The 23,240-nt window shown below is 56.4% G+C and carries 18 protein-coding genes and 2 tRNA genes; 9 read left to right on the forward strand and 11 right to left on the reverse strand.

The features are described 5' to 3' along the window. Positions 1 to 15: 15 nt before the first annotated feature. Together N037_RS19240 and N037_RS19245 are read right to left on the reverse strand one after the other, a co-directional pair. Complete coding sequence (locus tag N037_RS19240; protein WP_032642798.1) at positions 16 to 2,709, reverse strand: cation-transporting P-type ATPase; 2,694 nt, start codon at positions 2,707 to 2,709, stop codon at positions 16 to 18. Positions 2,710 to 2,756: 47 nt separating this feature from the next. After that, complete coding sequence (locus N037_RS19245; protein WP_032642799.1) at positions 2,757 to 3,188, reverse strand: universal stress protein; 432 nt, start codon at positions 3,186 to 3,188, stop codon at positions 2,757 to 2,759. A gap of 396 nt (positions 3,189 to 3,584) precedes the next feature. Between N037_RS19245 and N037_RS19250 the strand changes: the two genes are divergently transcribed. The 3 genes from N037_RS19250 to N037_RS19260 are packed head-to-tail and all read left to right on the forward strand — an operon-like array spanning position 3,585 to position 8,694. Further along, a complete protein-coding gene (locus N037_RS19250) occupies positions 3,585 to 4,670 on the forward strand; it encodes an efflux RND transporter periplasmic adaptor subunit (RefSeq protein WP_032642800.1) in 1,086 nt (361 codons plus the stop codon). Then, positions 4,670 to 7,732 carry an efflux RND transporter permease subunit gene (locus tag N037_RS19255; protein ID WP_032642801.1) on the forward strand — a complete coding sequence of 1,021 codons (3,063 nt, stop codon included), beginning with the start codon at positions 4,670 to 4,672 and terminating at the stop codon, positions 7,730 to 7,732. The genes N037_RS19250 and N037_RS19255 overlap by 1 nt, the downstream gene beginning before the upstream one ends. After that, positions 7,729 to 8,694 carry an acyltransferase gene (locus N037_RS19260; protein WP_032642802.1) on the forward strand — a complete coding sequence of 322 codons (966 nt, stop codon included), beginning with the start codon at positions 7,729 to 7,731 and terminating at the stop codon, positions 8,692 to 8,694. The genes N037_RS19255 and N037_RS19260 overlap by 4 nt, the downstream gene beginning before the upstream one ends. Here the strand turns inward: N037_RS19260 and pagP are convergent. Then, positions 8,691 to 9,266 (reverse strand): lipid IV(A) palmitoyltransferase PagP, encoded by a 576-nt coding sequence (gene pagP, locus N037_RS19265; protein WP_023336226.1) that lies wholly within the window; start codon positions 9,264 to 9,266, stop codon positions 8,691 to 8,693. The genes N037_RS19260 and pagP overlap by 4 nt on opposite strands. Positions 9,267 to 9,521: 255 nt before the next feature. Here pagP and shiA point away from each other — a divergent pair, with 255 nt between their 5' ends. The 3 genes from shiA (at position 9,522) to N037_RS19280 (ending at position 14,151) form a co-directional block, all read left to right on the forward strand. Continuing rightward, positions 9,522 to 10,838, forward strand: a complete 1,317-nt coding sequence (gene shiA, locus N037_RS19270; RefSeq protein WP_032642803.1) for a shikimate transporter — start codon at positions 9,522 to 9,524, stop codon at positions 10,836 to 10,838. A 73-nt stretch (positions 10,839 to 10,911) separates the two neighbouring features. Then, positions 10,912 to 12,366 carry an AMP nucleosidase gene (locus N037_RS19275; protein ID WP_032642804.1) on the forward strand — a complete coding sequence of 485 codons (1,455 nt, stop codon included), beginning with the start codon at positions 10,912 to 10,914 and terminating at the stop codon, positions 12,364 to 12,366. 18 nt (positions 12,367 to 12,384) lie between these two features. After that, positions 12,385 to 14,151, forward strand: coding sequence for an aminopeptidase P family protein (locus N037_RS19280; RefSeq protein WP_032642805.1), 1,767 nt, complete (start codon positions 12,385 to 12,387; stop codon positions 14,149 to 14,151). Positions 14,152 to 14,293: 142 nt separating this feature from the next. Here the strand turns inward: N037_RS19280 and N037_RS19285 are convergent. Together N037_RS19285 and emmdR are read right to left on the reverse strand one after the other, a co-directional pair. Beyond that, positions 14,294 to 14,369: transfer RNA gene (locus tag N037_RS19285), tRNA-Asn, on the reverse strand. A 103-nt stretch (positions 14,370 to 14,472) separates the two neighbouring features. Beyond that, entirely contained in the window at positions 14,473 to 15,927 is a 1,455-nt protein-coding gene (emmdR, locus tag N037_RS19290) for a multidrug efflux MATE transporter EmmdR (protein ID WP_155858061.1), read from the reverse strand. A gap of 161 nt (positions 15,928 to 16,088) precedes the next feature. On the opposite strand from emmdR, the gene N037_RS19295 reads away from it, so the two are divergent. Together N037_RS19295 and N037_RS19300 are read left to right on the forward strand one after the other, a co-directional pair. Then, positions 16,089 to 16,164, forward strand: a tRNA-Asn gene (locus tag N037_RS19295). Between the two features lie 53 nt (positions 16,165 to 16,217). Next, the gene (locus N037_RS19300) at positions 16,218 to 16,553 is read left to right on the forward strand and encodes a gamma-glutamylcyclotransferase family protein (RefSeq protein ID WP_029739253.1); all 336 of its coding nucleotides are present in this window, start codon (positions 16,218 to 16,220) and stop codon (positions 16,551 to 16,553) included. Positions 16,554 to 16,600: 47 nt separating this feature from the next. Here the strand turns inward: N037_RS19300 and N037_RS19305 are convergent, their stop codons facing one another. The 4 genes from N037_RS19305 to dacD all read right to left on the reverse strand — a co-directional run bounded on the left by N037_RS19305 (position 16,601) and on the right by dacD (position 20,005). Continuing rightward, positions 16,601 to 16,936, reverse strand: coding sequence for a DUF496 family protein (locus N037_RS19305; protein ID WP_008499467.1), 336 nt, complete (start codon positions 16,934 to 16,936; stop codon positions 16,601 to 16,603). A gap of 158 nt (positions 16,937 to 17,094) precedes the next feature. Next, positions 17,095 to 18,153 carry an FUSC family protein gene (locus N037_RS19310; protein ID WP_023336232.1) on the reverse strand — a complete coding sequence of 353 codons (1,059 nt, stop codon included), beginning with the start codon at positions 18,151 to 18,153 and terminating at the stop codon, positions 17,095 to 17,097. Between the two features lie 92 nt (positions 18,154 to 18,245). Then, complete coding sequence (gene sbmC, locus N037_RS19315) at positions 18,246 to 18,719, reverse strand: DNA gyrase inhibitor SbmC (protein ID WP_023336233.1); 474 nt, start codon at positions 18,717 to 18,719, stop codon at positions 18,246 to 18,248. Between the two features lie 119 nt (positions 18,720 to 18,838). Then, positions 18,839 to 20,005: a serine-type D-Ala-D-Ala carboxypeptidase DacD gene (gene dacD / locus N037_RS19320; RefSeq protein WP_023336234.1), complete on the reverse strand. Its 1,167-nt coding sequence runs from the start codon at positions 20,003 to 20,005 to the stop codon at positions 18,839 to 18,841. Between the two features lie 198 nt (positions 20,006 to 20,203). Between dacD and sbcB the strand changes: the two genes are divergently transcribed. Further along, positions 20,204 to 21,640, forward strand: coding sequence for an exodeoxyribonuclease I (gene sbcB, locus N037_RS19325; protein WP_369796166.1), 1,437 nt, complete (start codon positions 20,204 to 20,206; stop codon positions 21,638 to 21,640). Positions 21,641 to 21,767: 127 nt separating this feature from the next. On the opposite strand, the gene N037_RS19330 is transcribed toward sbcB, so the two are convergent. Next, a complete protein-coding gene (locus tag N037_RS19330) occupies positions 21,768 to 23,126 on the reverse strand; it encodes an APC family permease (protein WP_023336236.1) in 1,359 nt (452 codons plus the stop codon). Beyond that, positions 23,116 to 23,178, reverse strand: coding sequence for a membrane protein YoeI (gene yoeI / locus N037_RS24960; RefSeq protein WP_100166194.1), 63 nt, complete (start codon positions 23,176 to 23,178; stop codon positions 23,116 to 23,118). Before yoeI ends, N037_RS19330 begins: the two co-directional genes overlap by 11 nt. Positions 23,179 to 23,240 lie beyond the last annotated feature (62 nt).

The following is a 23,240-nucleotide window of genomic DNA, read 5'->3' on the forward strand; positions in this document are numbered from 1 at the left end:
TCTCAGTTTACGCTATCACGCCTCGGTTTTGCGCCACCGGCGCGTCAGCACTTTTTCCGCCTCGACGATAAGGAACATCACAAAACCAATCAGCAGGGTGATGACCCAGTAGCGGAACGGCAGCGCTTCGGTGCCAAACAGCATCTGCATGAACGGTGCGTAAATGATAAGAAGCTGTAGCGCCAGCAGCACGCCGCTGACGATCCAAATCCCTTTGTTCGCCAGCAGGCCTTTGCTCAGCGAGAAACCGTCATTCACGCGACAGTTGAGCATGTAGAACCACTGCGCCGTGACCAGGGTTTGCAGCAGCACGGTGCGGATAAACTCCGCCGAGTAGCCGCGCGGCTGTAGCCAGGCTTCCAGCACGAAGGCGCTAATGGCAATCATCAGACCGACAAACACCACGCGCCAGATGGCGTAGCCGTCCATCACGTGGAGATTCGCCTTACGCGGTGGCCGGTTCATGATGTCCTTCTCACCCGCTTCAAACGCCAGGCCAAACGACAGCGTGGCTGACGTGGCCATGTTCATCCACAGGATCAGGACCGGCGTCAGCGGGATCAGGTTCCCCGCCAGCAGCGCGATGATGATCAGCAGAGCCTGCGCGATGTTGCTGGGGATAACGAACAGAATGGTCTTTTTCAGGTTATCGTAAACCCGACGCCCCTCGTGCACCGCGCTGGCAATGGTGGCAAAGTTGTCGTCCGTTAACACCATGTCGGCGGCTTCCTTGGTGACTTCCGTCCCCTTAATTCCCATGGCGATACCCACATCCGCCCGCTTGAGCGCCGGGGCATCGTTTACGCCATCCCCGGTCATGCCCACGACTTCCTGTTTACTTTGCAGGGCCTGCACAAGGCGGAATTTATCCTCCGGGCTGGTTCGGGCGAAAATATCGTACTGCTGCGCGGCGTCGCTCAGCTGACGATCGTCCATCGCCTCCAGCTCACGTCCGGTGATAGCGCTTGCGGCGTTACCAATCCCCAACATTTGCCCAATGCTCATGGCCGTTTGCGGGTGGTCGCCGGTGATCATTTTCACGCGGATCCCGGCCTGCAGACAGTCGGCAATGGCGGTAATGGCCTCCGGACGCGGCGGATCCATCATTCCTGCAATACCCAGCAGGATCACGCCATCATGCAGGTCCGGATGATCCAGCTCGCGCTGTCCCTCGCGGGCGGGTTTCCAGGCCGCGGCCACCATGCGCAACCCTTCCCGGGCATACTCTTCAATCTTCCCTTCCCAGTAGGGCTGATCGAACGGCTGCAGTCCGTCATTTGTCTGCTGGTACTGGCAGAGGCGGAACATGACGTCCGGCGCGCCGGTGATTAAAATCACCTCTTCATCGCCCAGCCGGTACAGCGTGGACATGTATTTATACTGCGAATCAAACGGGATTTTACTGCGCATTTCGGTATCGAGCGGTGGGAGCGGGATTTTCGCCGCCAGCACCTTCAGCGCGCCCTCGGTTGGTCCCCCGGTGATTTTCCACAGCCCCTGCTCGTCTTTGATCAGCTGGCTGTCATTACAGAGGTCAATGGTGCGCAGGTAGCGCTCCAGCAGGGAACCCTGCGTCACGCTGACGGGCGTCGGGTCATCTACGGGGTGAATATTCCCCACCGGTTCGTAGCTGTCGCCCTCCACGCGATAGGTCGTGTCAGCGGTAATCACCGCTTTGACCGTCATTTCATTCATCGTCAGGGTGCCGGTTTTATCCGAGCAGATGACCGTCATTGCGCCCAGCGTTTCCACCGTGGGCAACTTACGAATGATAGCCTTGCGACGCGCCATGGCCTGTACGCCAAGCGAAAGGATGATGGAAATGATGGCCGGCAGGCCTTCAGGCACGGCGGCAACGGCGAGGCTAATAAGCGACAGCACCAGTTCAGAAACCGGCATATCACGGAACAGGAGGCTAAAGACAAACAGCGCCACCATCATCACCAGGATAGTGATGAAGATGGTCTTGCCGAGCTTATCCATCTGCACCATCAGCGGCGTGCGGTGCTTTTCAATGTCGGACATCATCTGATTGATGTGGCCCAGCTCGGTCTCGCCCCCGGTTGCCACCACCACGCCTTTACCGCCGCCGGAGCTGACGGTGGTGCCTGAGTAGAGCAGATTATACCGGTCACCTAAAGGCAGCTCCCCGCTTAGCGCATCGCTGTTTTTCTCAACAACGGTGGATTCGCCGGTCAGGATGGCCTCCTCCACGCGCAGGTTATGCGCTTCAATCACGCGCAGGTCCGCAGGGATACGGTCCCCGGCGCGGATCACCACGATATCTCCCGGGACCAGCGCCGTGGTGGGGATCGTTTCATGGTTCCCCTGTCGTACCACCACGGCCTCGCTGGAGAGCATATTGCGAATACTCTGCAACGATTTTTCCGCATTGCTCTCCTGGATATGGCCAATCAGCGCGTTAATGATGGCAACCCCAAGGATCACAAACATGTCTACCCAGTGGCCCATAAAGAGCTTAAGCAACGCGGCCACCAGCAGCACGTAAATCAACACATCGTTAAAGTGCGCCAGGAAGCGCAGCCAGGCGGGTTTGCCCTTTTTTTGCGGTAACGCATTCTCGCCATGCTGCTGAAGTCGGGCTGATGCCTCAGTGCCGCTAAGGCCTTCCAGGGTGGAGTGGATATTTGACAGGGTTTCGTCAACGGTTTGTTGATAATACGGACGTTCAGGTTTTCCTGTTTTCATCGTTCCTTCCTCAGGTTCTATTCAGAAATCACCTTGCTTCTCTGTAATTAACGAATAACGAAAACAGGAACATGTGCGTAACGAACAATACTTGCCGCCTCTGATCCTAACAAATGGGTTTGAATATTTGGATTTCGAGAGCCGACAATAATCGCGCCGACGCTAAGTTCATCCGCCAGCTTAATAACCTCATCACGGACATTTCCGCTACGGACATGGAGATGAACACGCTCTTCTGGCAGATTCACTTTTTTGACCAGGTCAGACAGCTTTTCTTTCGAATTATTAATCATATATTCATCCATTTTGCGCGCATCTGAAATAAAACCACGCGTCAGTTCGGCAGAAAACTTGGGCATGACGTGCAGCAAATGAATGTCACCCGATGCGCTTTGCGCCAGAAACTGTGCATGCTGCAACGCTTTATCCGCCAGGCTTGTCTCATAGACATCCACCGGAACGAGAATGTTTTTATACATATCGAGCATCCTTTTTATAACCAACACGAGTGTGAATGAAGCAAAAAAACGCATTAAATGCAGGGGGTTGCCCTTAATGCCAGTTACGGTAAAAAAGATGGATAATATTAAACGTAGCACAGGAATATCAGGTTAAGCGCGTCCCCCACTGATAATGGTTATTTAACATTTATCTTTTCGCCGACTATGCTCATAGTCAGCCACCGCTTCCGGCTCATGGAGGAATGTATGTATGGTTTAAGCCTGATCCGTCTGGGTATGTTCATTGCACTTGCCATTATCGCCAGCACGGCGATTGGTTTATTTACCTATATGGTCGTCACTGTTCTGGCAGAATAGTGTCACCCCTGTCCAGGTGATGGAATAAATAAAACAGTTATTTATTAGGGGAATACAGTGAACCGCTACCTCTCTCTTTTACCGTTCGTTTTATTAACGCTCACGGCGTGCGACCCGAAACCGAAGCAAGCCGCCCCCCTGCCCAGGATGGTAAAAGTGGCGGAGGTGACGGCTCCCGGTCACGCCCAGCAGCGCGTTTTTCCCGCCCGCATTGAATCGGGCGATGCCACAGACCTTTCCTTCAAGCGCGCAGGTCAAATTGAAGCGCTCGATGTACGTCAGGGCGCAGCCATCAAACAGGGGCAACAGCTTGCCCGACTGAACGCCCGTGAAGCCCAGCAGCGCGTTAACGACAGACAAACGGCGGCGACGCTGGCCCAGAGGCAATTCGACCGCTTCCAGACGCTGGCGGGCCGCCAGGCGATTTCGAAAGCAGAAATGGACGTGCAGCGCGCGAACCGCGATTCGGCGAATGCGGCGCTACAGATTGCCCGGGAAGAGCTGAATCAGATGACGCTCGTCGCCCCCTTCAGCGGGACGGCGGCCAGCGTACATGTCCGAAACCATCAGGTGGTGTCTGCCGGTCAGCCCATTGCAACGTTAACCCGTACCGATCTGCTGGACGTGGTGTTTAGTATTCCTGAGAACCTGTTTAAGACCTTTGATATCCGCAACGCGCAGTATCGCCCCGTGGTGAGAATTAACGCCATGCCGGATCGGGAATTTACCGCCGTCTACAAAGAGCACTCGGGCAGCAGCGACAGCAATACCCTGACCTGGCAGGTGATACTGACCATGCCGCGGCCAGATGATTTTCCCGCCGTCGGCGGCGTAAGCGGTACGGTGACCATCAATTTAACCAACCTCCCGGTTGGCGCTGGCGCTCAGGCGCTGGTTGTACCGGTTGAGGCGGTCTTTAACCCGGACAACAGCCCGCGCAACGAGCCGCACGTCTGGGTCGTGACGGGCGAAGGCGATGCGCTGCATCTGGAAGACCGCAAGGTCAGCGTGGGGCAAGTGAGTACCGAAGGCGTGGTGATTACCAGCGGGCTTAAGGCGGGCGAGCGCGTGGTGGCCGCGGGCGTTGGTGAGCTCCATGCTAACCAGCCGGTGCGTATCTGGACGCGTGAACGGGGACTGTAATGGATATCTCTCGTCAATTTATCAATAACCCTGTTCGCGTCTGGCTAACGATCCTGCTGCTGGGCATCGGGGGTATTTTCGCCCTGTTGAATATCGGTAGGCTGGAAGATCCCGCTTTTACCATCAAAACCGCAGTGGTGGTCACCCATTACCCCGGCGCATCCGCTCAGCAGGTTGAAGAGGAGGTGACGCTTCCGCTGGAGAATGCCCTTCAGCAGTTGCCCTATCTGGACAACGTGAGCTCCATCTCTTCAAACGGTCTGTCGCAAATCACCGTTAACATCGCTTCACGCTATCACTCGAACGAGCTGCCGCAGATTTGGGATGAACTGCGCCGCCGCGTGGGCGATGCCTCGCGCCAGTTCCCGCCCGGCGTCGTCACGCCCTTTGTGAATGACGATTTCGGCGACGTGTTCGGCTTCTTCTTCGCCATTTCCGGAGATGAATTCAGTAATCCTGAACTGGTGAGATATGCGGAGCAGCTGCGCCGGGAGCTGATTCTGATCCCCGGCGTCGCGAAGGTGGCGATCGGTGGGGCGATTAGCCAGCAGGTCAACATTGATATCTCCCTGACCAAAATGGCCGCGCGCGGCATTACGCTCAACCAGCTTTCCGCCCTGCTCAGCAGACTTAACGTCGTTTCCAGCGCAGGAGAAATCACCTCCGGCACCGAATCCATTCGCCTGCACCCGACCGGTGAGTTCGAAAATCTTGATGAACTGGCGGATATCATCATCACGCCTTCCGGCACCGGGGCGGCGACGCGTCTGCGGGATATTGCCACGCTGTCGCGCGGGCTGAACGAATCGCCGGCCAGTATCTACCATGCCAACGGCAAAAAAGCCGTCACCATGGGCGTCTCGTTTATACCCGGCGTGAACGTGATCGACGTGGGCCACGCGCTGGAGGCGAAGCTAAGCCAGATGTCGGCGGAAAAACCGGCAGGCATACAGATAGACCTGTTTTACGATCAGGCAGCCGAAGTGGGCCACTCTGTTAACGGTTTTATTATTAACTTCCTGATGGCGCTGGCGATTGTTATCGGCGTGCTGCTGATCTTTATGGGCGTACGCAGCGGGATCATCATCGCATTCTCCCTCGCGCTTAACGTGCTGGGCACGCTGCTGATTATGTATCTGTGGGGCATTGAGCTGCAGCGCATCTCGCTCGGGGCGTTGATTATCGCCCTCAGCATGCTGGTGGATAACGCCATCGTGATTGTCGAAGGGGTGCTGATCGCCCGACAGCAGGGCTCCCCGCTGCTAACCGCCGTGAACTACATCATCCGCCGCTCCGCCCTGCCGCTGCTGGGGGCGACGGTGATTGCCATCCTGGCGTTTGCCCCTATCGGGCTGTCGCAGGATTCCACCGGGGAATACTGTAAATCCCTGTTCCAGGTGCTGCTGATTTCCCTGATGCTGAGCTGGTTCTCGGCGCTCACCCTCACCCCGGTGCTGATTAAGTGGTGGTTGTTTAAAAACGACAGCGCGCCCGATAAAACCGACGAGTCAGATCCTTACGATAAACGACTCTACCGCGCCTACCAGCGCCTGCTTAACACGCTGCTGCACCATAAGGCACCGACGCTCATTGTGATGGCTGCGCTGCTGGCAGCGTCTGTCTGGGGCTTCGGCGCCGTACGGCAAAACTTTTTCCCGTCGTCTAATACGCCGATTTTCTTTGTCGACCTCTGGCTACCCTACGGCACCGATATTAAATGGACCGAGAAAATGACCGGCGATATCGAAAAAACCATTAACGGCCAGCCGGGCGTGGAAACCACCGTCTCAACCATTGGTCAGGGAAGTATGCGATTTATTCTGACCTACAGCGGACAGCGGCAGTACAGTAACTATGCGCAGATCATGGTGCGCATGGACGACCAGCGTAACATTTCCCCCTTGACCCGCCACGTTGATGAGTACATCGCGCGAAACTATCCGCAGGTCAACGCCAGCACCAAGCGCGTGATGTTTGGCCCCTCTGGCGACAGCGCCATTGAGGTGCGCATTAAAGGCCCTGACCCTGACAGGCTGCGTCTGATAGCCAGCCAGGTGGACGACATCCTCACCCGCGACCCGGCCACGGGCAGCGTCAGGAACGACTGGCAAAACCGCAGCAAGGTGATCCGCCCACAGTACGTTGCCGCCCTGGGCCGCGAGCTTGGCGTAGATAAACGGGACGTTGATAACGCGCTGGAGATGAATTTCTCCGGCAGCAGGGCGGGGCTGTACCGGGAAGGCAGCGACCTGCTCCCGGTCGTGGTGCGCCCGCCTGAGAGCGAACGGCTGGACGCCAATCACCTGAACAACGTGCTGGTGTGGAGCCAGACGCGGCAGCAGTATATCCCGCTGAGTAACGTCGTCAGCCGCTTCTCGCTGGAGTGGGAAGATCCGCTCATCCTTCGACGCGATCGCTCGCGGGTGCTGACGGTGCAAACGGACCCGGACCCGCTGAGCCAGCAAACCTCCGGCGATATCCTCGCCCGCGTGAAGCCGCAGGTAGATGCCCTTCCGCTGCCACACGGCTACAGCATCGAGTGGGGGGGCGACGCGGAAAACTCCAGTGAAGCGCAGCAGGGGCTGTTCACTACGCTACCTATCGGGTATCTGGTGATGTTTGTCATTACGGTGCTGATGTTTAGCTCGGTAAAAAACGCCGTCGCTATCTGGCTGACCGTACCGCTGGCGTTGATTGGCGTCACGCCGGGATTTTTACTTACCGGCATTCCCTTTGGCTTTATGGCGCTGATTGGCCTGCTGAGCCTGAGCGGAATGCTGATCCGCAACGGCATCGTGCTGGTGGAAGAGATCGAACAGCAGAAAACGCAAAAGGATCAGCACAGCGCGATCGTGTACGCTGCCACCTCGCGCCTGCGCCCTATCCTGCTCACCGCGTTCACGACCGTACTTGGCCTGGCTCCGCTGCTGCTGGACGTTTTCTTCCAGAGCATGGCCGTTGTGATTATGTTTGGACTGGGGTTTGCTACAATCCTGACGCTGCTGGTACTCCCCGTGATCTATGCGTGTTTCCATCATAAGGACGAAGCCAAACCACAATGAATGCGACAGGGCTGAACATTATCAAGACGCTGGGCTGTATGACGGCGGTGACCTTCTTTACCATCTACAACACCTGGGATCATTATGATTATGACTATCACTGGATCCTGGGGTTTTTAACCTTTATCTCGACGATTGCCACGCCGCTGTTTTTTGTGGTTGCGGGCTATCTCGACGGACAATCCCGGCACGGCACCCGCTGGCAGCTGGGTAAAATTAAAAGCCTGGTGATTGTTTTTCTGTTCTGGATAACGATCTACTACCTGTGGGAGCCGTATCAGCGCGGATATTTAATCCAGCCCTGGTTCGTGTTCGCCTTTGTGGTGATTTACACCTTCCACCCGGCGGTGGAGTGGCTCAGCCAGCGGCGAGCGCTGTTCTGCGGAACGATTGCCGCCCTGCTGCTCTTTTCCTACGGATACGATCTGCTATCGGCGCTTTATCCTGAAGCGCACGTCCTTTCTCTTTCACCGCAGTATCGGCTGTGGACGTGGCTCCTGTTTTATCTGACGGGGCAACTCTTCTGCGATCCGAAAGTCGCCGAGTGGATTAGCCGCAAAAATGTCGTCAGGGCGGCGGTTGTCGCCATCCCGTTTATCTACCTCTTCACCTGGTTTTACGAGCGCCACTTCTTCTTCGCGCTGTTCAAGGCGGACAGAAACGCCTTTATTCTTACCGGCTCGCAGATCTACATCCTGATTATTGCCCTGGTGATTGCGGCGAACGGCGTGCGCTTTCGCCGCAATGCTGAATTTAAGGAGTCCATTCTGGCCGCCATCAGCAAAACGATGACCGGCGTGTACATTGTGCACTACTCGGTGTTTCATCTGCTGACGGCGCTGATACCGGTGACCTCTCTCGGTATGAAGCTGGCGCTGATTGTGCTCACGTTCGTCACCTCGGTTCTCTTCTCCATGCTGGTACTGTCTAACGCCGTGGCTAAAAAGGTGATCACGCTTTAGAAGCCTAGGCGCAGCCAGGCAAAGAGCACGTTGCCGTTGTTATACGTCCCGGGAATATAGGTGAACTGAACGGTAACGCGCTTATACCCGGCCGAAAACAGCGGGAAGATGAACGGTAGCGGAACATAGTTTGCAAAATCATCTCGCGCCGTGATGCCCGCTGCGGCACCGAGACCAAGGCGGAAATCTTTGGCATTATCCAGATACCAGCCCTTCTCCCAGCCATAGCCCATCGCGGGCTGCCATTCGTTGTGCGAGTCCTTGAACATCATCGCGAACAGCGCGCTCCAGTTACCCTCTTCGTTATAGCGGGAAACGCCCAGCCCGCCGCCCCACGGCATTTCATTGTAATTATCCGTCTTTTCTTTGTCGTACATAAAGCGAGCGTGCCAGCTCAGAAACGGCAGGTACAGATCGTAACGTTGAGGCTCTTCCCAGGTCAGGGCGATATCATCCGTCAGCGCATTCCACCAGCCGCTGATACGTTGCTCACCATAGACGTTGGGCTCCGCGTTAAGCGGTGCGACGAATAAAAACAGGACCATCCAGAATGTCGAAAAGGTGCGTTGCATCGTTTTCCCTCAGCTTAAGCCACGCAGCGGTATCTATAACTGTAATCCATTCAGCACTAACCGGAGCCAAACAGACTGATTTATCTCAAGGCAGGGGAAGATGAAATTTATTTATTCAGCGCCTTCCGGAAAGATAAAAACGTTTTCTCAGGCGTTCTGTCGCGGTAGTCTCATAGGTTCCGTTTATATGACGGACGCAATGTGAGTGACCTTTTCTTATACCAATAATTAAAAATCAGTACGGACAGGACAACTATGGACTCCACCCTCATCTCCGAACGTCCCAACGAGGAGACACCTTCGCTCAATCGTGCCCGCCGCGCAGCCTTAGGCAGCTTCGCGGGCGCCGTCGTCGACTGGTATGATTTTCTGCTTTACGGCATCACTGCCGCGCTGGTGTTTAACCGCGAGTTTTTTCCCCAGGTCAGCCCCGCGATGGGCACGCTCGCCGCATTTGCCACCTTTGGCGTCGGCTTTCTGTTTCGCCCGCTGGGCGGGGTGATCTTCGGCCACTTCGGCGACCGTCTTGGCCGCAAGCGCATGCTGATGCTCACCGTCTGGATGATGGGGATCGCCACCGCGCTTATCGGTATTCTCCCCTCGTTTGCCGCTATCGGCTGGTGGGCGCCGATACTGCTGGTCACCCTGCGCGCCATCCAGGGCTTCGCCGTCGGCGGCGAATGGGGCGGTGCGGCGTTGTTGTCCGTTGAGAGCGCGCCGAAAAACAGGAAAGCGTTTTACAGCAGCGGCGTACAGGTTGGGTACGGCGTCGGCCTGCTGCTTTCTACCGGGCTGGTATCGCTAATCAGCCAGCTTACCACCGACGAGCAGTTCCTGAGCTGGGGCTGGCGCATTCCGTTCATCTTCAGCATCGTGCTGGTCATCGCCGCACTGTGGATCCGTAACGGGATGGAGGAGTCGGCTGAGTTTGAAAAACAACAGCTGGAAAAACCGCTCGCCAAAAAGCGTCTGCCTGTGATGGAAGCGCTGGTTCAGCACCCTGGCGCTTTTCTGAAAATTATCGCCCTGCGCCTCTGTGAACTGCTGACGATGTATATCGTCACCGCGTTTGCCCTGAACTACTCGACGCAGAACCTCGGGCTGCCGCGCGAGCTGTTCCTGAATATTGGCCTGCTGGTCGGCGGGATCAGCTGCCTGACCATCCCCTGCTTCGCCTGGCTGGCGGACCGGTTTGGTCGCCGCCGCGTTTACATCACCGGGGCGCTGATTGGTACCCTCAGCGCCTGGCCGTTCTTTATGGCGCTGGAGGCCCAGTCGATCTTCTGGATTGTCTTCTTCGCCATCATGCTCGCGAACATCGCTCACGATATGGTGGTGTGCGTGCAGCAGCCGATGTTCACCGAGCTGTTTGGGGCAAGCTACCGCTACAGCGGCGCGGGCGTGGGCTATCAGGTCGCAAGCGTGGTCGGCGGCGGTTTTACGCCGTTTATTGCCGCCGCGCTGGTGACCTTCTCCGGCGGCAACTGGCACAGCGTGGCGATTTATCTGCTGGCCGGCTGCCTGCTGTCGGCGGCGACGGCGCTGCTGATGAAAGAGACGCGCCACGGCTGATCTCCCTTTTGTTTCACAGGCGTGTGACATACTATCGGGTAGAGTCGCACACCTGTGGAACAAGGAGACAGAGATGAATAATAAGGGCTCCAGCCTGACCCCGGCTCAGGCGCTGGAAAAACTCGACGCGCTGTATGAACAGTCCGTCAACGCGCTGCGCAGCGCCATCAGCGAATATATCGAAACAGGGAAACTTCCCGACCAAAAGGCCAGAACCGAGGGCCTTTTTGTTTATCCATCGCTCTCTGTGACCTGGGACGGCAGCGCCAGCACCACGCCGAAAACCCGCGCCTACGCCCGTTTTACCCACTCAGGCTGCTACAGCACCACCGTCACCCGCCCTGCGCTGTTCCGCCCGTATCTTGAGGAACAGCTGACGCTGCTGTATCAGGATTACGGCGCGCATATCCACGTTGAGCCCTCGCGGCATGAGATCCCGTATCCGTACGTGATTGACGGTTCGGCGCTGACGCTGGATCGCTCCATGAGCGCGGGGCTGACGCGCCACTTCCCGACCACCGAGCTTTCCCAGATTGGCGATGAGACGGCTGACGGCATCTATCACCCGGCTGAATTTTCTCCCCTGTCGCACTTTGATGCTCGCCGCGTGGACTTCTCGCTGGCGCGCCTGCGTCACTACACCGGTACGCCTGTCGAACATTTCCAGCCGTTCGTGCTCTTTACCAACTACACCCGCTACGTTGACGAGTTTGTCCGCTGGGGCTGCAGCCAGATCCTGGATCCGGAAAGCCCGTATATCGCGCTGTCCTGCGCGGGCGGGATCTGGATCACCGCTGAAACCGAAGCGCCCGAGCAGGCCATTTCTGACCTGGCGTGGAAAAAGCACCAGATGCCTGCCTGGCACCTGATCACCGCCGACGGCCAGGGCATCACCCTGATCAACATCGGCGTGGGCCCGTCAAATGCCAAAACCATCTGCGACCATCTGGCGGTACTGCGCCCGGACGTGTGGCTGATGATTGGCCACTGCGGCGGCCTGCGCGAAAGCCAGCTGATTGGCGACTACGTGCTGGCACACGCCTATCTGCGCGATGACCACGTGCTTGATGCGGTCCTGCCGCCGGACATCCCCATCCCGAGCATCGCGGAAGTACAGCGCGCGCTCTATGACGCTACCAAAGAGGTCAGCGGCATGCCGGGTGAAGAGGTTAAACAGCGCCTGCGCACCGGTACGGTCGTCACAACGGACGATCGCAACTGGGAGCTGCGCTACTCCGCCTCCGCGCTGCGCTTCAACCTGAGCCGCGCGGTGGCGATTGATATGGAGAGCGCCACCATCGCCGCGCAGGGATATCGCTTCCGCGTCCCTTACGGCACGCTGCTGTGCGTCTCCGATAAGCCTCTGCACGGTGAAATTAAGCTGCCGGGCCAGGCTAACCGTTTCTACGAAGGGGCTATCTCTGAGCATCTGCAGATTGGTATTCGCGCCATTGATTTGCTGCGGGCAGAAGGTGACAGGCTCCATTCCCGCAAGCTGCGCACCTTCAACGAGCCGCCGTTCCGCTAATAACGATAAGGAAAAACAATGTCCAGCACATCTCCGATCTCTGCCCTGCGCCACTGGCTTGAGGCCAGCCATCTCGACGGGATGATCGTCCCGCGGGCGGATGCATGGCAAAGCGAATACTGCGCGCCCTACGACGAAAAGCTGGCGTGGCTGACGGGCTTTGACGGCTCTGCCGGCGTCGCGCTGGTGCTGAAGGATAAAGCGCTGCTGTTCGTCGACGGGCGCTATCAGGTTCAGGCTCGCGTTCAGGTGAATCTGGACGAGATTGAAATTCACCACCTGCACAACGAACCGCTGGCTGAGTGGCTGGCGAAAAACGTAGAGGCAGGGACGCGCATTGGCTTTGACGCGATGCTGATGACCAACTCGGAGTTTGAGCAGCTGTCTGCCACGCCGTGCGAGCTGGTGCCTCTGAAGGACTCGCCGTTTGACGCCTTATGGACCGATCGCCCTGCCGCGCCGGCGGGGCTTATTCGTGAAATGCCGGTTGAACACAGCGGCGAACGCAGCGCGGACAAACGCCAGCGCGTCGCCGCCGTGCTGGCAGAACACAATGCTGATTTCCTCGCCGTGACGCTGCCGGACAACATCGCCTGGCTGCTAAACGTGCGTGGGTCAGATATTCCCTTTAGCCCGGTTCCTCTCTCCTTCGCCCTGCTCAGCCGTGATGGTAGCGTGGAGTGGTTTGTTAACGACAATAAGCTCAGCGCCCTGCCTGACGATGTGCGCAGTGCGTTCACGGTTGCGCCGCAGGAGACCTTTATCGAACGCTGCCAGCAGATTGCTGAAGGCAAACGGGTGATGATTGATGCCGATTCCGCGCCGGTTGCCCTGCGATTCGCCGTTGAGCCACGGGGAGAAATTGTCTGGCGGACAGACCCCATCACCCTGATGAAAGCGACGAAAAACCCGGTCGAGCTGGCAGGCTATCGCGAGTGCCATCACCATGACGGGGCCGCGTGGGTCAACTTCCTCGCCTGGCTGAGCCGTGAAGTGCCGCTGCGCGAGGCGGCAGGACAACCGCTCACCGAGCTGGACGCGCAGGCGCAGCAGCTTGCGTTTCGTCAACAGCAGCCGGGGTTCATCGAGCAGAGTTTTGCGACCATCTCCGCCTCTTCGAGCAATGCGGCGATGTGTCACTATCATTCGAGCGAGGCCAGCAATAAGCCCATCGGCCACGACCATTTTTACCTGAACGATTCCGGCGGCCAGTATGTTAACGGCACCACCGACGCCACGCGTACGCTGGCGTGGGGGGAAGTCGATCCGCAGCGGCGCCTGCACTACACCGCCGTGTTGAGAGGCTTTCTGTCGCTGATTACTCTGCAGTTCCCCTCTGGCACTCAAGGGCATCAGTTGGATGCCTTCGCGCGTCGCCCGCTGTGGGAGATGGGGCTGGATTACGATCACGGCACAGGGCATGGCGTGGGCCATCAGCTGCTGATCCACGAGAACCCGCATCGCATTGCCAAAAAGGTCAACCCGTGGCCGCTGGTGGCGGGCAATATCATGACGATTGAACCAGGATACTATCTGGGCGATAGCCACGGGATTCGCATTGAAAACCAGGTGGAGATTGTGGAGAGCCGTCCGGGGTTCTGCAAATTTGCCTCACTGACGCTGATCCCGATCGACTTAAGTCAGGTTGAGCTGCATCTGTTGAGCGATCAGGAAAAACAGTGGCTGGATGCGTATCATCAGCAGGTCCGGGAGGCGCTGTTACCTCTGGTGAACAGCGATGCGCGAGCGTGGCTGGTCGAAGCGACGGCGCCGATTAGTTTGTAATTTCGTGCGGTCTGGTGCCCGGTGGCGCTGCGCTTACCGGGCCTACCTATCCCGTAGGTCGGGTAAGGCGAAGCCGCCACCCGACAATTTTTCCAGATGCAGAAAAGCAAAAAGCCTGCTTTATAAGCAGGCTTTTTAAATTTGGCTCCTCTGACTGGACTCGAACCAGTGACATACGGATTAACAGTCCGCCGTTCTACCGACTGAACTACAGAGGAATCGTGTGAACGGGGCGCATATTATCGATGCTCCCCCATGATGTCAAAGGCAGAATGCATATTTCCGATCGTTTGCCCAATTATTCTCCACTTCGCGCAATTGTCAGGCATTCTTGCGCGGATATTTCCATAACCAGCGCCCGCTAACCATCCGCCAGTAGAACAGTGCGCCCCGTACGGCCCAGTCGAGGAACATCCCGAGCCAGACGCCGACCACACCCCATCCGAGCATCACCCCGAGCGTATACCCCGCGACAACGCGACATCCCCACATGCCGAGCATTGATACCCACATCGCAAAGCGGGCATCGCGCGCGCCCTTCAGCCCGGCGGGCAATACCCATGATGCCGCCCAGATAGGCATGAAGGCCGCGTTGAGCCAGATGAGGATCTTAACGACCTCTTTAACATCGTCTTCATGGGTATAGAACGAGGCCATCAGCCCGGCAAACGGCGCGGTTCCCCAGGCGATGAGCGTCAGTCCAATGGTCGACAGCCAGAAGACGTGCCGCAGCTGTCGCTCCGCCTGGCCTATCTGCCCTTTTCCGAGCCGTTTACCCGTGATGATAGTCGATGCAGAACCCAGCGCGTTACCCGGCAGGTTAATCAGCGAGGCGATGGAGAAGGCGATAAAGTTACCGGCGATAACGTCGGTCCCCATCCCGGCGACAAACATCTGCGTGAGCAGCTTCCCGCCGTTGAACAACACCGATTCAATACTCGCGGGAATGCCGATCCCCATCACTTCCCAGATAATGGCGAAATTAAAGGGACGGAAATAGCTTTTAAGCGTCAGACGCAGCGAGGGGGTGATCCCCGCCATCAGCACCCCGATGATGGCAACCGCACCGATATAGCGTGAAATGGTTAAGCCTAGTCCCGCACCGACGAACCCCAGCCCCTCCCACGAGAACACGCCGTAGATCAGCACGCTGCTGATAATGATATTCAGGATATTCATCCCGCCGTTGATCAGCAGCGGAATTTTGGTGTTGCCCGCCCCGCGCAGCGCACCGCTGCCAATCAGCGCAATGGCCGCCGCCGGATAGCTTAAGACGGTCATTTCCAGGTAGGTCAGCGCCAGGTCTTTAACCTCATTCGTGGCTTCCCCGGCGACAAAGTCGATAATCTCTTTACCGAAATAGTGGATCACCGCCGCCAGAACGATCGAAAAAATGGTCATGATCATTAGCGACTGGCGGGCCGCCTCGCGTGCGCGTTTGGGGTCAAGCTTGCCGAGGCTGAAAGCCACCACCACCGTCGTCCCAAGGTCTATGGCGGCAAAGAACGAGATCACCACCATGTTAAAGCTGTCCGCCAGCCCAACCCCAGCCATTGCCTCTTTTCCCAGCCAGCTCACCAGGAAAGTGCTCAGGACCCCCATCAGCAAAACGCAGGTATTTTCCAGGAAGATAGGCACAGCAAGAGGGGTGATTTCACGCCAGAACAGGACACGATAGCTTTTACGTTTTGCATACCATGGCGTGCGCGCTATCGCCTGGCGTAATGAGGCAGTGACGTTCAAAATGGACCTTAGCGAGAAAAGTTGAAACTCCATTTCAAATGATGGGGGACAAATGCTAATCCTGCAAAGTATTTTCCTGAAAAAGATGTGTGGATTTACAACAAACTGACCACAGAATCAGCAATCGGTCGATTTTCCCTAAGATCAGGTTTGACAAAAGTTTTTTCGCCGCTAAGATAAGCCTCCACAACGATTCCTCTGTAGTTCAGTCGGTAGAACGGCGGACTGTTAATCCGTATGTCACTGGTTCGAGTCCAGTCAGAGGAGCCAAATTTAAAAAGCCTGCTTTTAAAGCAGGCTTTTTGCTTTGCGGGTGAGGGAAAATGAACGCTCTGTTTGTCTACGGCACGCTGCGCCCGGGCCACTCTAATGCGCATATTCTTGAAAACATTGGCGGCGAATGGCTGGCCGGCTCCGTATCCGGTACGTTTTACGAACGCGGCTGGGGCGCTGCGGCGGACTTCCCGGGGATTGTGCTCCATCCTGATGGCCCCCGCGTCGAAGGCTATCTGTTTATCTCTGATAACCTTGCCGCGCACTGGCAAATGCTGGATGAATTTGAAGACGGCTACGATCGGGTTGAGGTCACGGTGACTACCCTTGAAGGCAAGCAGGTTAAGGCCTGGATTTATCAGCTACAGCCGCGTTCTGCGTCATAAAAAAAGGCTCTCTGTCACCAGAGAGCCTTTTTCACTATTCGCTGCGATTACTCGCTTTTTGCTTCGCCGTTTTTGATTTCGCCCATCACTTTCAGCTTCTTGGAGATGTCGCGACGCTCTTTGGACAGCTCAGCGTTTTTGATGATGTAGTCATCAACGCGGTCTTCATAGTCGCTCTTCATGCTGGCGATGATGCCCTGAATAGCTTCAACGCTCATACCTGGCTTGATGTAGTCGCTCAGGTTGTCGAGCAGCAGAACACGCTTCTGGTTGTCACGGATCTTCTTCTCAACGTCCTGGATTTCACGCTGCAGCTTGTTTTTGCGGCGGAACAGGCGGACGAATTCCAGAACATCCTGGAACGAAGGCTTGGTAGTTTCCATTTTTACACCCCTGATAATGTGAGATTCGGATTCGTTAAGGCAACCGTTGTAACAATAACCTTACTGACAGCGGCTGCGAATGACAATGAGTATATCGTTTAAAGCTATCATAACCCCAATTGCTGCTGAATCGAAGCAGCAGCCGTCACATACGCCTTTTATTTGCGCAGCGCCCGGCAAATAAGGTGCGATAGCAGCTCAAGCTGCCGCGCCAGTTCCATGCTCAGCCAGACGTAGCCATGGATAGGCGTTTCCGCCACGTTATCGCTCTGGCGCTCATTGATTAGCTGCTTCAGCTCCGCGACGATCTCATTCAGCCGCTCGCTGTTGGCCAGTATCGGCTGCGGGTTCCCTTCGTAGAGCGCATGGGCGATGGTCAACAGCGTTTGCTGCGTCATCTGCTGGGTCTCTTTGAGAGTCTGCGCGTTAAGCATCAACAGATGGCTGGGACGCGAGGCCCAGTGGGCGTTGATCTGCAGTTCAAGCATGCAGACCAGATTGCGGCTTACCGTCTGGATAGCTTCAAAAATCGCTTTCTGAATATGGGTTTCTTTGCTGGCGGGTGTGATCAGGCCGCGCATTTTGACCACGTCGTTGAGGATCGCTTGCAGATGCTTTTCCAGCCGGGGACGCTCAACCAGATTCGGGGAAAAACCGGCCTGATAGACGCGGTTAAAGGCGGTGACGTAGTTAGCCATCTGAATACGCCAGTGCAGAAAAGCACGCTGCGGCCAGATACCGGTGAATAGCATGGCCAGCAGTGACCCCAGGATGACATCTCCGCTTCGCCACAGCGCCGTGGTCATATCCCCGGCGGGCGCACCGACAACCACCGCGAGCGTAATCCCGATCAGCAGCGCCTGATAGGGTCTTTTGCCCAACGCCAGCCAGCCGCACAGGAACATGGCGGCACCGCACCATGCCAGCATCACGGGAAATGAGATGAGCTCCAGCTTCAGGGCGATAAGCCCAAGGGCCGAGCCTAAAACGGTCCCGCCAATGCGCTCAAAGGCGCGCGGAACAACGTTTCCCCAAAACGAGATGGGCCCCATCACCACCACCAGCGTGATCAGCGGCCATGTTCCTTCCGGAACGTCCAGCAAACGGACCAGCACAAACGTCAACACGAAAGCCAGCGCGATGCGGCACCCATGCACCACGCGGTAATGTTTGTACAACCGAATTTCAAAAGGGGTTAATGATTTGTCGGGACGCACACCCGCTCTCCAGCTACACGGCAAATCACAATTGTACTGTGTTTTCAGCCGGGCGGATCGCTCCCGGCTGAAAAACCCTTCATTTAGCAGGCTTAAGCCGTTTTATGCTCTACCGCGATATACATTTCGATATCCCAGTAACCGTCTGCATTGCCGTCATTGAGATAGCGCTCGAAGCAGGGTTTAAGCGCCATCTGGTACTTATTGTCCTGCAGCAGGGAATTAAAGAACTGATACCACGGCGTGGCGAAGTCGTAGTTTTCCACGCGCGCCGTCGCCACGGCATAATCCCCGGCCGCGATTTCCGTCATCATGACGCCTTCGCTGTTTTCCGGGATAACGAAATCATCCGGTACCGTAACCGCCGTATCGCAGCGCAGTTTTTCCGCCGGGACTTCATCCGGGTTATCGTAGTAGACCGCAACCCACTCCAGCGGCTCAATGTGGCGCCCGTCCACCCACATCACCAGCTGTTCAAAGCCCTGTTTTACCGTTTTTTCCCACGGTCCGACCAAATGAAAACCGGCAATCTTACGTTTCTTTTGCTGCTTGATGCTGTAGTCCATGCTGCCTCCATTTATTACTGTATATATATACACTATAAAGCGGATTATGAGCGTTCAGCAAACGTGAAGTGTTTATTATGTGAGCAGACTCGCAACCCTGCCAGTCTGCTCATCTGCCGTTAGAGCGTGTGGTGCAGATAATCGCTCAGGCGTGAGAACAGGCCGCCTTTATCAACGGCTTCCAGCGTCACCAGAGGCCAGTGCGCTACCACTTTGTCGCGGTCATAGAGCTGGATCTCCCCGACCCGCTGATGCGCAGCAATGGGTGCTTCCAGCTCTTTTTTATCCAGAACGTATTTGGCTTTGATGTTCGGCACCTCCGCTTTCGGCAGGGCCAGCCAGAAGTCCTGGTCAGTGCCCAGTTTCACCTGCTCCTTATCGCCGTACCAGATTCGCTCTGTCCCCACTTTTTTACCGTTATGCAGGATCTGCACCGTATCGAAATTCTGCTGCCCCCAGTGCAGCAGCTTTCGGGCCTGGTCCTCACGCCCTTTCGGGCTGTCCGCCCCCATGACCACCGCGATTAAACGACGCTGGCCGTCAACGGCGGAAGCAATCAGGTTAAAGCCCGCGCCAGACGTGTGGCCAGTTTTAAGCCCGTCAACGTTCATGGTCTTATCCCACAGCAGGCCGTTACGGTTCTGCTGGGTGATTCCGTTCCAGGTCAGGCTCTTTTCGCTGTACATATGATAAAACTCAGGCTCGCCGTGGATGATGGCCCGGGAGAGTACGGCCAGGTCATACGCCGAGCTGTGCTGGCCCGGCGCGTCCAGCCCGTGTACGGTTTCAAAGTGCGTATCGCGCAGGTTCAGCTTTTGCACGTAGTCATTCATCATCTTTACAAACTGCGGCTGACCGCCCGCCACGTGATCGGCCAGCGCCACGCAGGCGTCGTTGCCGGAATCGACAATCAGACCGCGGCTTAAGTCACGCACGGAGACGCGATCGCCCTCTTTCAGGAACATGAGCGACGAGCCGTCAAAAACCGGGTTGCCTTTTGCCCACGCGTCACGTCCTACGGTAACAATGTCGTCCGGCGTAATGCGGTGGCTATCAATGGCCCGATCAACCACATATCCCGTCATCAGCTTGGTCAGGCTCGCCGGATTACGTTGTTGATGTTCGTTGCCCGCCGTTAAGATCTGACCAGTCGTGTAGTCCATCAGCACCCAGGCGCCAGCCTGAATGGCCGGAGGCTGCGGCGAAAAATCCAGTGGTTCGGCCGCAAAAGCAGATGAGACACTCGAAGCGAGTAAAGAAACAGCAATAAACAGACGGCGTTTCAACGGTATATCCTCAGGTCATTAAAAATCGATGACCTTTTTACGGGAGTTCTGATGTCGTTACCTGGCTTAATTGCAAAAAAATGTGACAGAACGCAGGTTTTTTCCTGAAGCTGGCGCGCAAATTTGCGCCATGACGGTGCTTTTTATTCGGTCTGAACCGCACGATCGTTTACCATAGTGGCGTCATTTTTTAACAGGATGGTATTACTGGTGTCTGACTCTGCCGCTCGCCCGACTTTTTTGTTCCACGATTACGAAACCTTTGGCACGCATCCGGCGCTGGACCGACCGGCGCAGTTTGCCGCCATCCGTACCGACGACGAATTCAACATCATTGGCGAGCCTGAGGTCTTTTACTGCAAACCGGCTGATGACTACCTGCCGCAGCCCGGGGCGGTCATGGTCACCGGGATCACCCCTCAGGAAGCGCGGGAAAAAGGCGTTACCGAGGCAGAATTCGCCCGACGCATTCACGATCTGTTTACCGTCCCCAATACCTGCGTGGTCGGTTACAACAACATCCGCTTCGATGACGAAGTGACGCGCAACATCTTCTATCGCAACTTCTACGATCCCTATGCCTGGAGCTGGCAGAACCGCAATTCACGCTGGGATTTGCTCGACATCATGCGCGCCTGTTATGCCCTGCGTCCTGAAGGCATTAACTGGCCGGAAAATGAGGAAGGGCTGACCAGCTTCCGGCTGGAACACCTGACGCGCGCCAACGGAATCGAACACAGCAATGCCCACGACGCGATGGCGGACGTCTATGCCACCATTGCCATGGCGAAGCTGGTGAAAAACGCGCAGCCCAGGCTGTTTGAGTATCTGCTGAGCCACCGCAGTAAACAAAAATTAACCACGCTGATTGATGTGCCGCAGATGAAGCCGCTGGTGCATATTTCCGGCATGTTTGGCGCCTGGCGCGGCAATACCAGCTGGGTCGCCCCGCTGGCCTGGCATCCGGATAACCGTAATGCGGTCATCATGGTGGATTTGGCCGGTGATATTTCACCGCTGCTGGAGCTTGACAGCGATACCCTTCGCGAACGGCTTTATACCCCAAAAAATGAACTCGGGGATCTGCCTGCGGTACCGGTCAAACTGGTGCATATCAATAAATGTCCGGTCCTGGCGCAGGCGAATACGCTGCGTCCGGAAGATGCGGACAGACTGGGCATAAACCGGCAGCACTGCCTCGATAACCTGAAAGTGCTGCGCGATAACCCGCAGGTGCGCGAGAAGGTGGTCGCCATCTTTGCCGAGGCGGAGCCGTTCGTTCCGTCTGACAACGTTGATGCCCAGCTCTATAACGGCTTCTTCAGCGATGCCGATCGCGCGGCGATGAATATCGTTCTGCAAACCGAGCCGCGTAATTTACCCGCGCTGGATATTACCTTCGCCGATAAACGCATCGAAAAGCTGATGTTTAACTACCGCGCGCGTAACTATCCCGGCACGCTGGACGAGGCAGAGCAGGATCGCTGGCTGCAGCATCGTCGCAATGTCTTTACCCCTGAGTTCCTTAATAGCTATGCCCAGGAGCTGGAGATGCTTTATGGCCAGTATGAAGGGAATGCTGAAAAACAGGCGCTGTTGAAATCCCTGTTCCAGTACGCGCAAGAGATAGTCTGAAATTCCCAGATAAAAAAACCGGAGACGATAGTCTCCGGTTTTTTTGCCCGGTGGCGCTGCGCTTACGCGGGCCTACGGGTGTGTTTTTTTGTAGGCCGGGTAAGCGCTAGCGCCACCCGGCGAGTCATTATGCAACGTCTTCGTACTGAGGAACCGGGTTACGGAAGCTCTTCGTGACGCAGGCCAGGTAAACCAAACCGATAGCCCCCCAGATCAGCCCCAGAACCATAGAGCTCTCTTCCAGGTTAATCCACAGCGCGCCCACGGTCAGGGCACCACACACTGGCAGCACCAGATAGTTGAAGTGGTCTTTCAGCGTTTTGTTGCGCTTCTCACGGATCCAGAACTGCGAGATCACGGAGAGGTTAACGAAGGTGAACGCCACCAGCGCACCGAAGTTAATCAGCGCGGTCGCCGTCACCAGGTCGAATTTAATCGCCAGCAGGGCAATAGCGCCAACCAGCAGCACGTTCCACGCCGGAGTACGCCATTTCGGATGCACGTAGCCGAAGAAACGGGTTGGGAATACGCCGTCACGGCCCATCACGTACATCAGGCGAGATACGCCCGCGTGCGCCGCCATGCCGGACGCCAGTACGGTTACGCTGGAGAAGATCAGCACGCCCCACTGGAAGGTTTTACCCGCAACATACAGCATGATTTCAGGCTGTGACGCATCCGGATCTTTAAAGCGAGAGATGTCCGGGAAGTACAGCTGCAGGAAGTAGGAAGCCCCGATAAAGATCAGGCCGCCAATCAGCGCGGTCAGGAAAATCGCTTTCGGGATCACGCGCTCAGCATCTTTGGTCTCTTCTGAAAGAGAAGAGATACCGTCAAAGCCCAGGAACGAGAAGCACAGAATCGTCGCACCGGTAATCATCGGCACAACGTGCGCACCTTCAGACCAGAATGGACGCGTGCTGGTCAGCGTACCTGCACCTTCACCGTGAGAAACACCGTAGATGATCAGGCCAACGATAACCGCCACAATGCCCATCTGCAGAATAACAATCAGGGTGTTGAAGTTCGCCACGGTCTTGATGCTGCGCAGGTTAGAGATGGTCATAAAGGCCACCAGCGCGACAACGAAGATCCACGATGGAACAGAAGGCACCAGCGCTTCGAAGTAAATTTTTGCCAGTAGAATGTTGATCATCGGCATGAACAGGTAGTCCAGCAGCGATGACCAGCCCACCATAAAGCCAACCGCCGGGCTGATGGATTTCTGGGCATAGGTGTAGGCAGAGCCTGCGGACGGGAAACGGCGAACCAGTTTACCATAGCTCAGCGCAGTAAAGAGAATAGCGACCAGCGCAAAGGCGTACGCCGTTGCGACGTGACCGTCTGTGAGGCCCGATACGATACCGAATGTATCGAACAGCGTCATCGGTTGCATATAGGCAAGGCCCATCATAACAACCGGAATCAACGTAAGCGTTTTACGTAATTCCACGCGAGAGGTGTTTGGAGTTGCGTTATGCGACATCGTTATTCTCCTTTACGGTAATAACCGCCACGTAAGCGAAAAATTGCCCCATTTCTTTCTTCCTCAGCGACAACAACTGTCGGATTTTAGTAAATATCTATCCGGTACGAAGCC

The sequence above is a fragment of the Enterobacter sp. EGD-HP1 genome (assembly GCF_000733275.2).
Lineage (GTDB): Bacteria > Pseudomonadota > Gammaproteobacteria > Enterobacterales > Enterobacteriaceae > Enterobacter.

Coding starts and splice junctions, on each gene's coding strand:
- N037_RS19240 (WP_032642798.1), bottom strand. CDS start 2,709: ATGAAAACAGGAAAACCTGAACGTCCGTATTATCAACAAACCGTTGAC.
- sbmC (WP_023336233.1), bottom strand. CDS start 18,719: ATGGACTACAGCATCAAGCAGCAAAAGAAACGTAAGATTGCCGGTTTT.
- N037_RS19275 (WP_032642804.1), top strand. CDS start 10,912: ATGAATAATAAGGGCTCCAGCCTGACCCCGGCTCAGGCGCTGGAAAAA.
- pagP (WP_023336226.1), bottom strand. CDS start 9,266: ATGCAACGCACCTTTTCGACATTCTGGATGGTCCTGTTTTTATTCGTC.
- emmdR (WP_155858061.1), bottom strand. CDS start 15,927: ATGGAGTTTCAACTTTTCTCGCTAAGGTCCATTTTGAACGTCACTGCC.
- N037_RS19260 (WP_032642802.1), top strand. CDS start 7,729: ATGAATGCGACAGGGCTGAACATTATCAAGACGCTGGGCTGTATGACG.
- N037_RS19255 (WP_032642801.1), top strand. CDS start 4,670: ATGGATATCTCTCGTCAATTTATCAATAACCCTGTTCGCGTCTGGCTA.
- N037_RS19280 (WP_032642805.1), top strand. CDS start 12,385: ATGTCCAGCACATCTCCGATCTCTGCCCTGCGCCACTGGCTTGAGGCC.
- N037_RS19330 (WP_023336236.1), bottom strand. CDS start 23,126: ATGTCGCATAACGCAACTCCAAACACCTCTCGCGTGGAATTACGTAAA.
- N037_RS19305 (WP_008499467.1), bottom strand. CDS start 16,936: ATGGAAACTACCAAGCCTTCGTTCCAGGATGTTCTGGAATTCGTCCGC.
- N037_RS19245 (WP_032642799.1), bottom strand. CDS start 3,188: ATGTATAAAAACATTCTCGTTCCGGTGGATGTCTATGAGACAAGCCTG.
- shiA (WP_032642803.1), top strand. CDS start 9,522: ATGGACTCCACCCTCATCTCCGAACGTCCCAACGAGGAGACACCTTCG.
- sbcB (WP_369796166.1), top strand. CDS start 20,204: ATGGTATTACTGGTGTCTGACTCTGCCGCTCGCCCGACTTTTTTGTTC.
- N037_RS19300 (WP_029739253.1), top strand. CDS start 16,218: ATGAACGCTCTGTTTGTCTACGGCACGCTGCGCCCGGGCCACTCTAAT.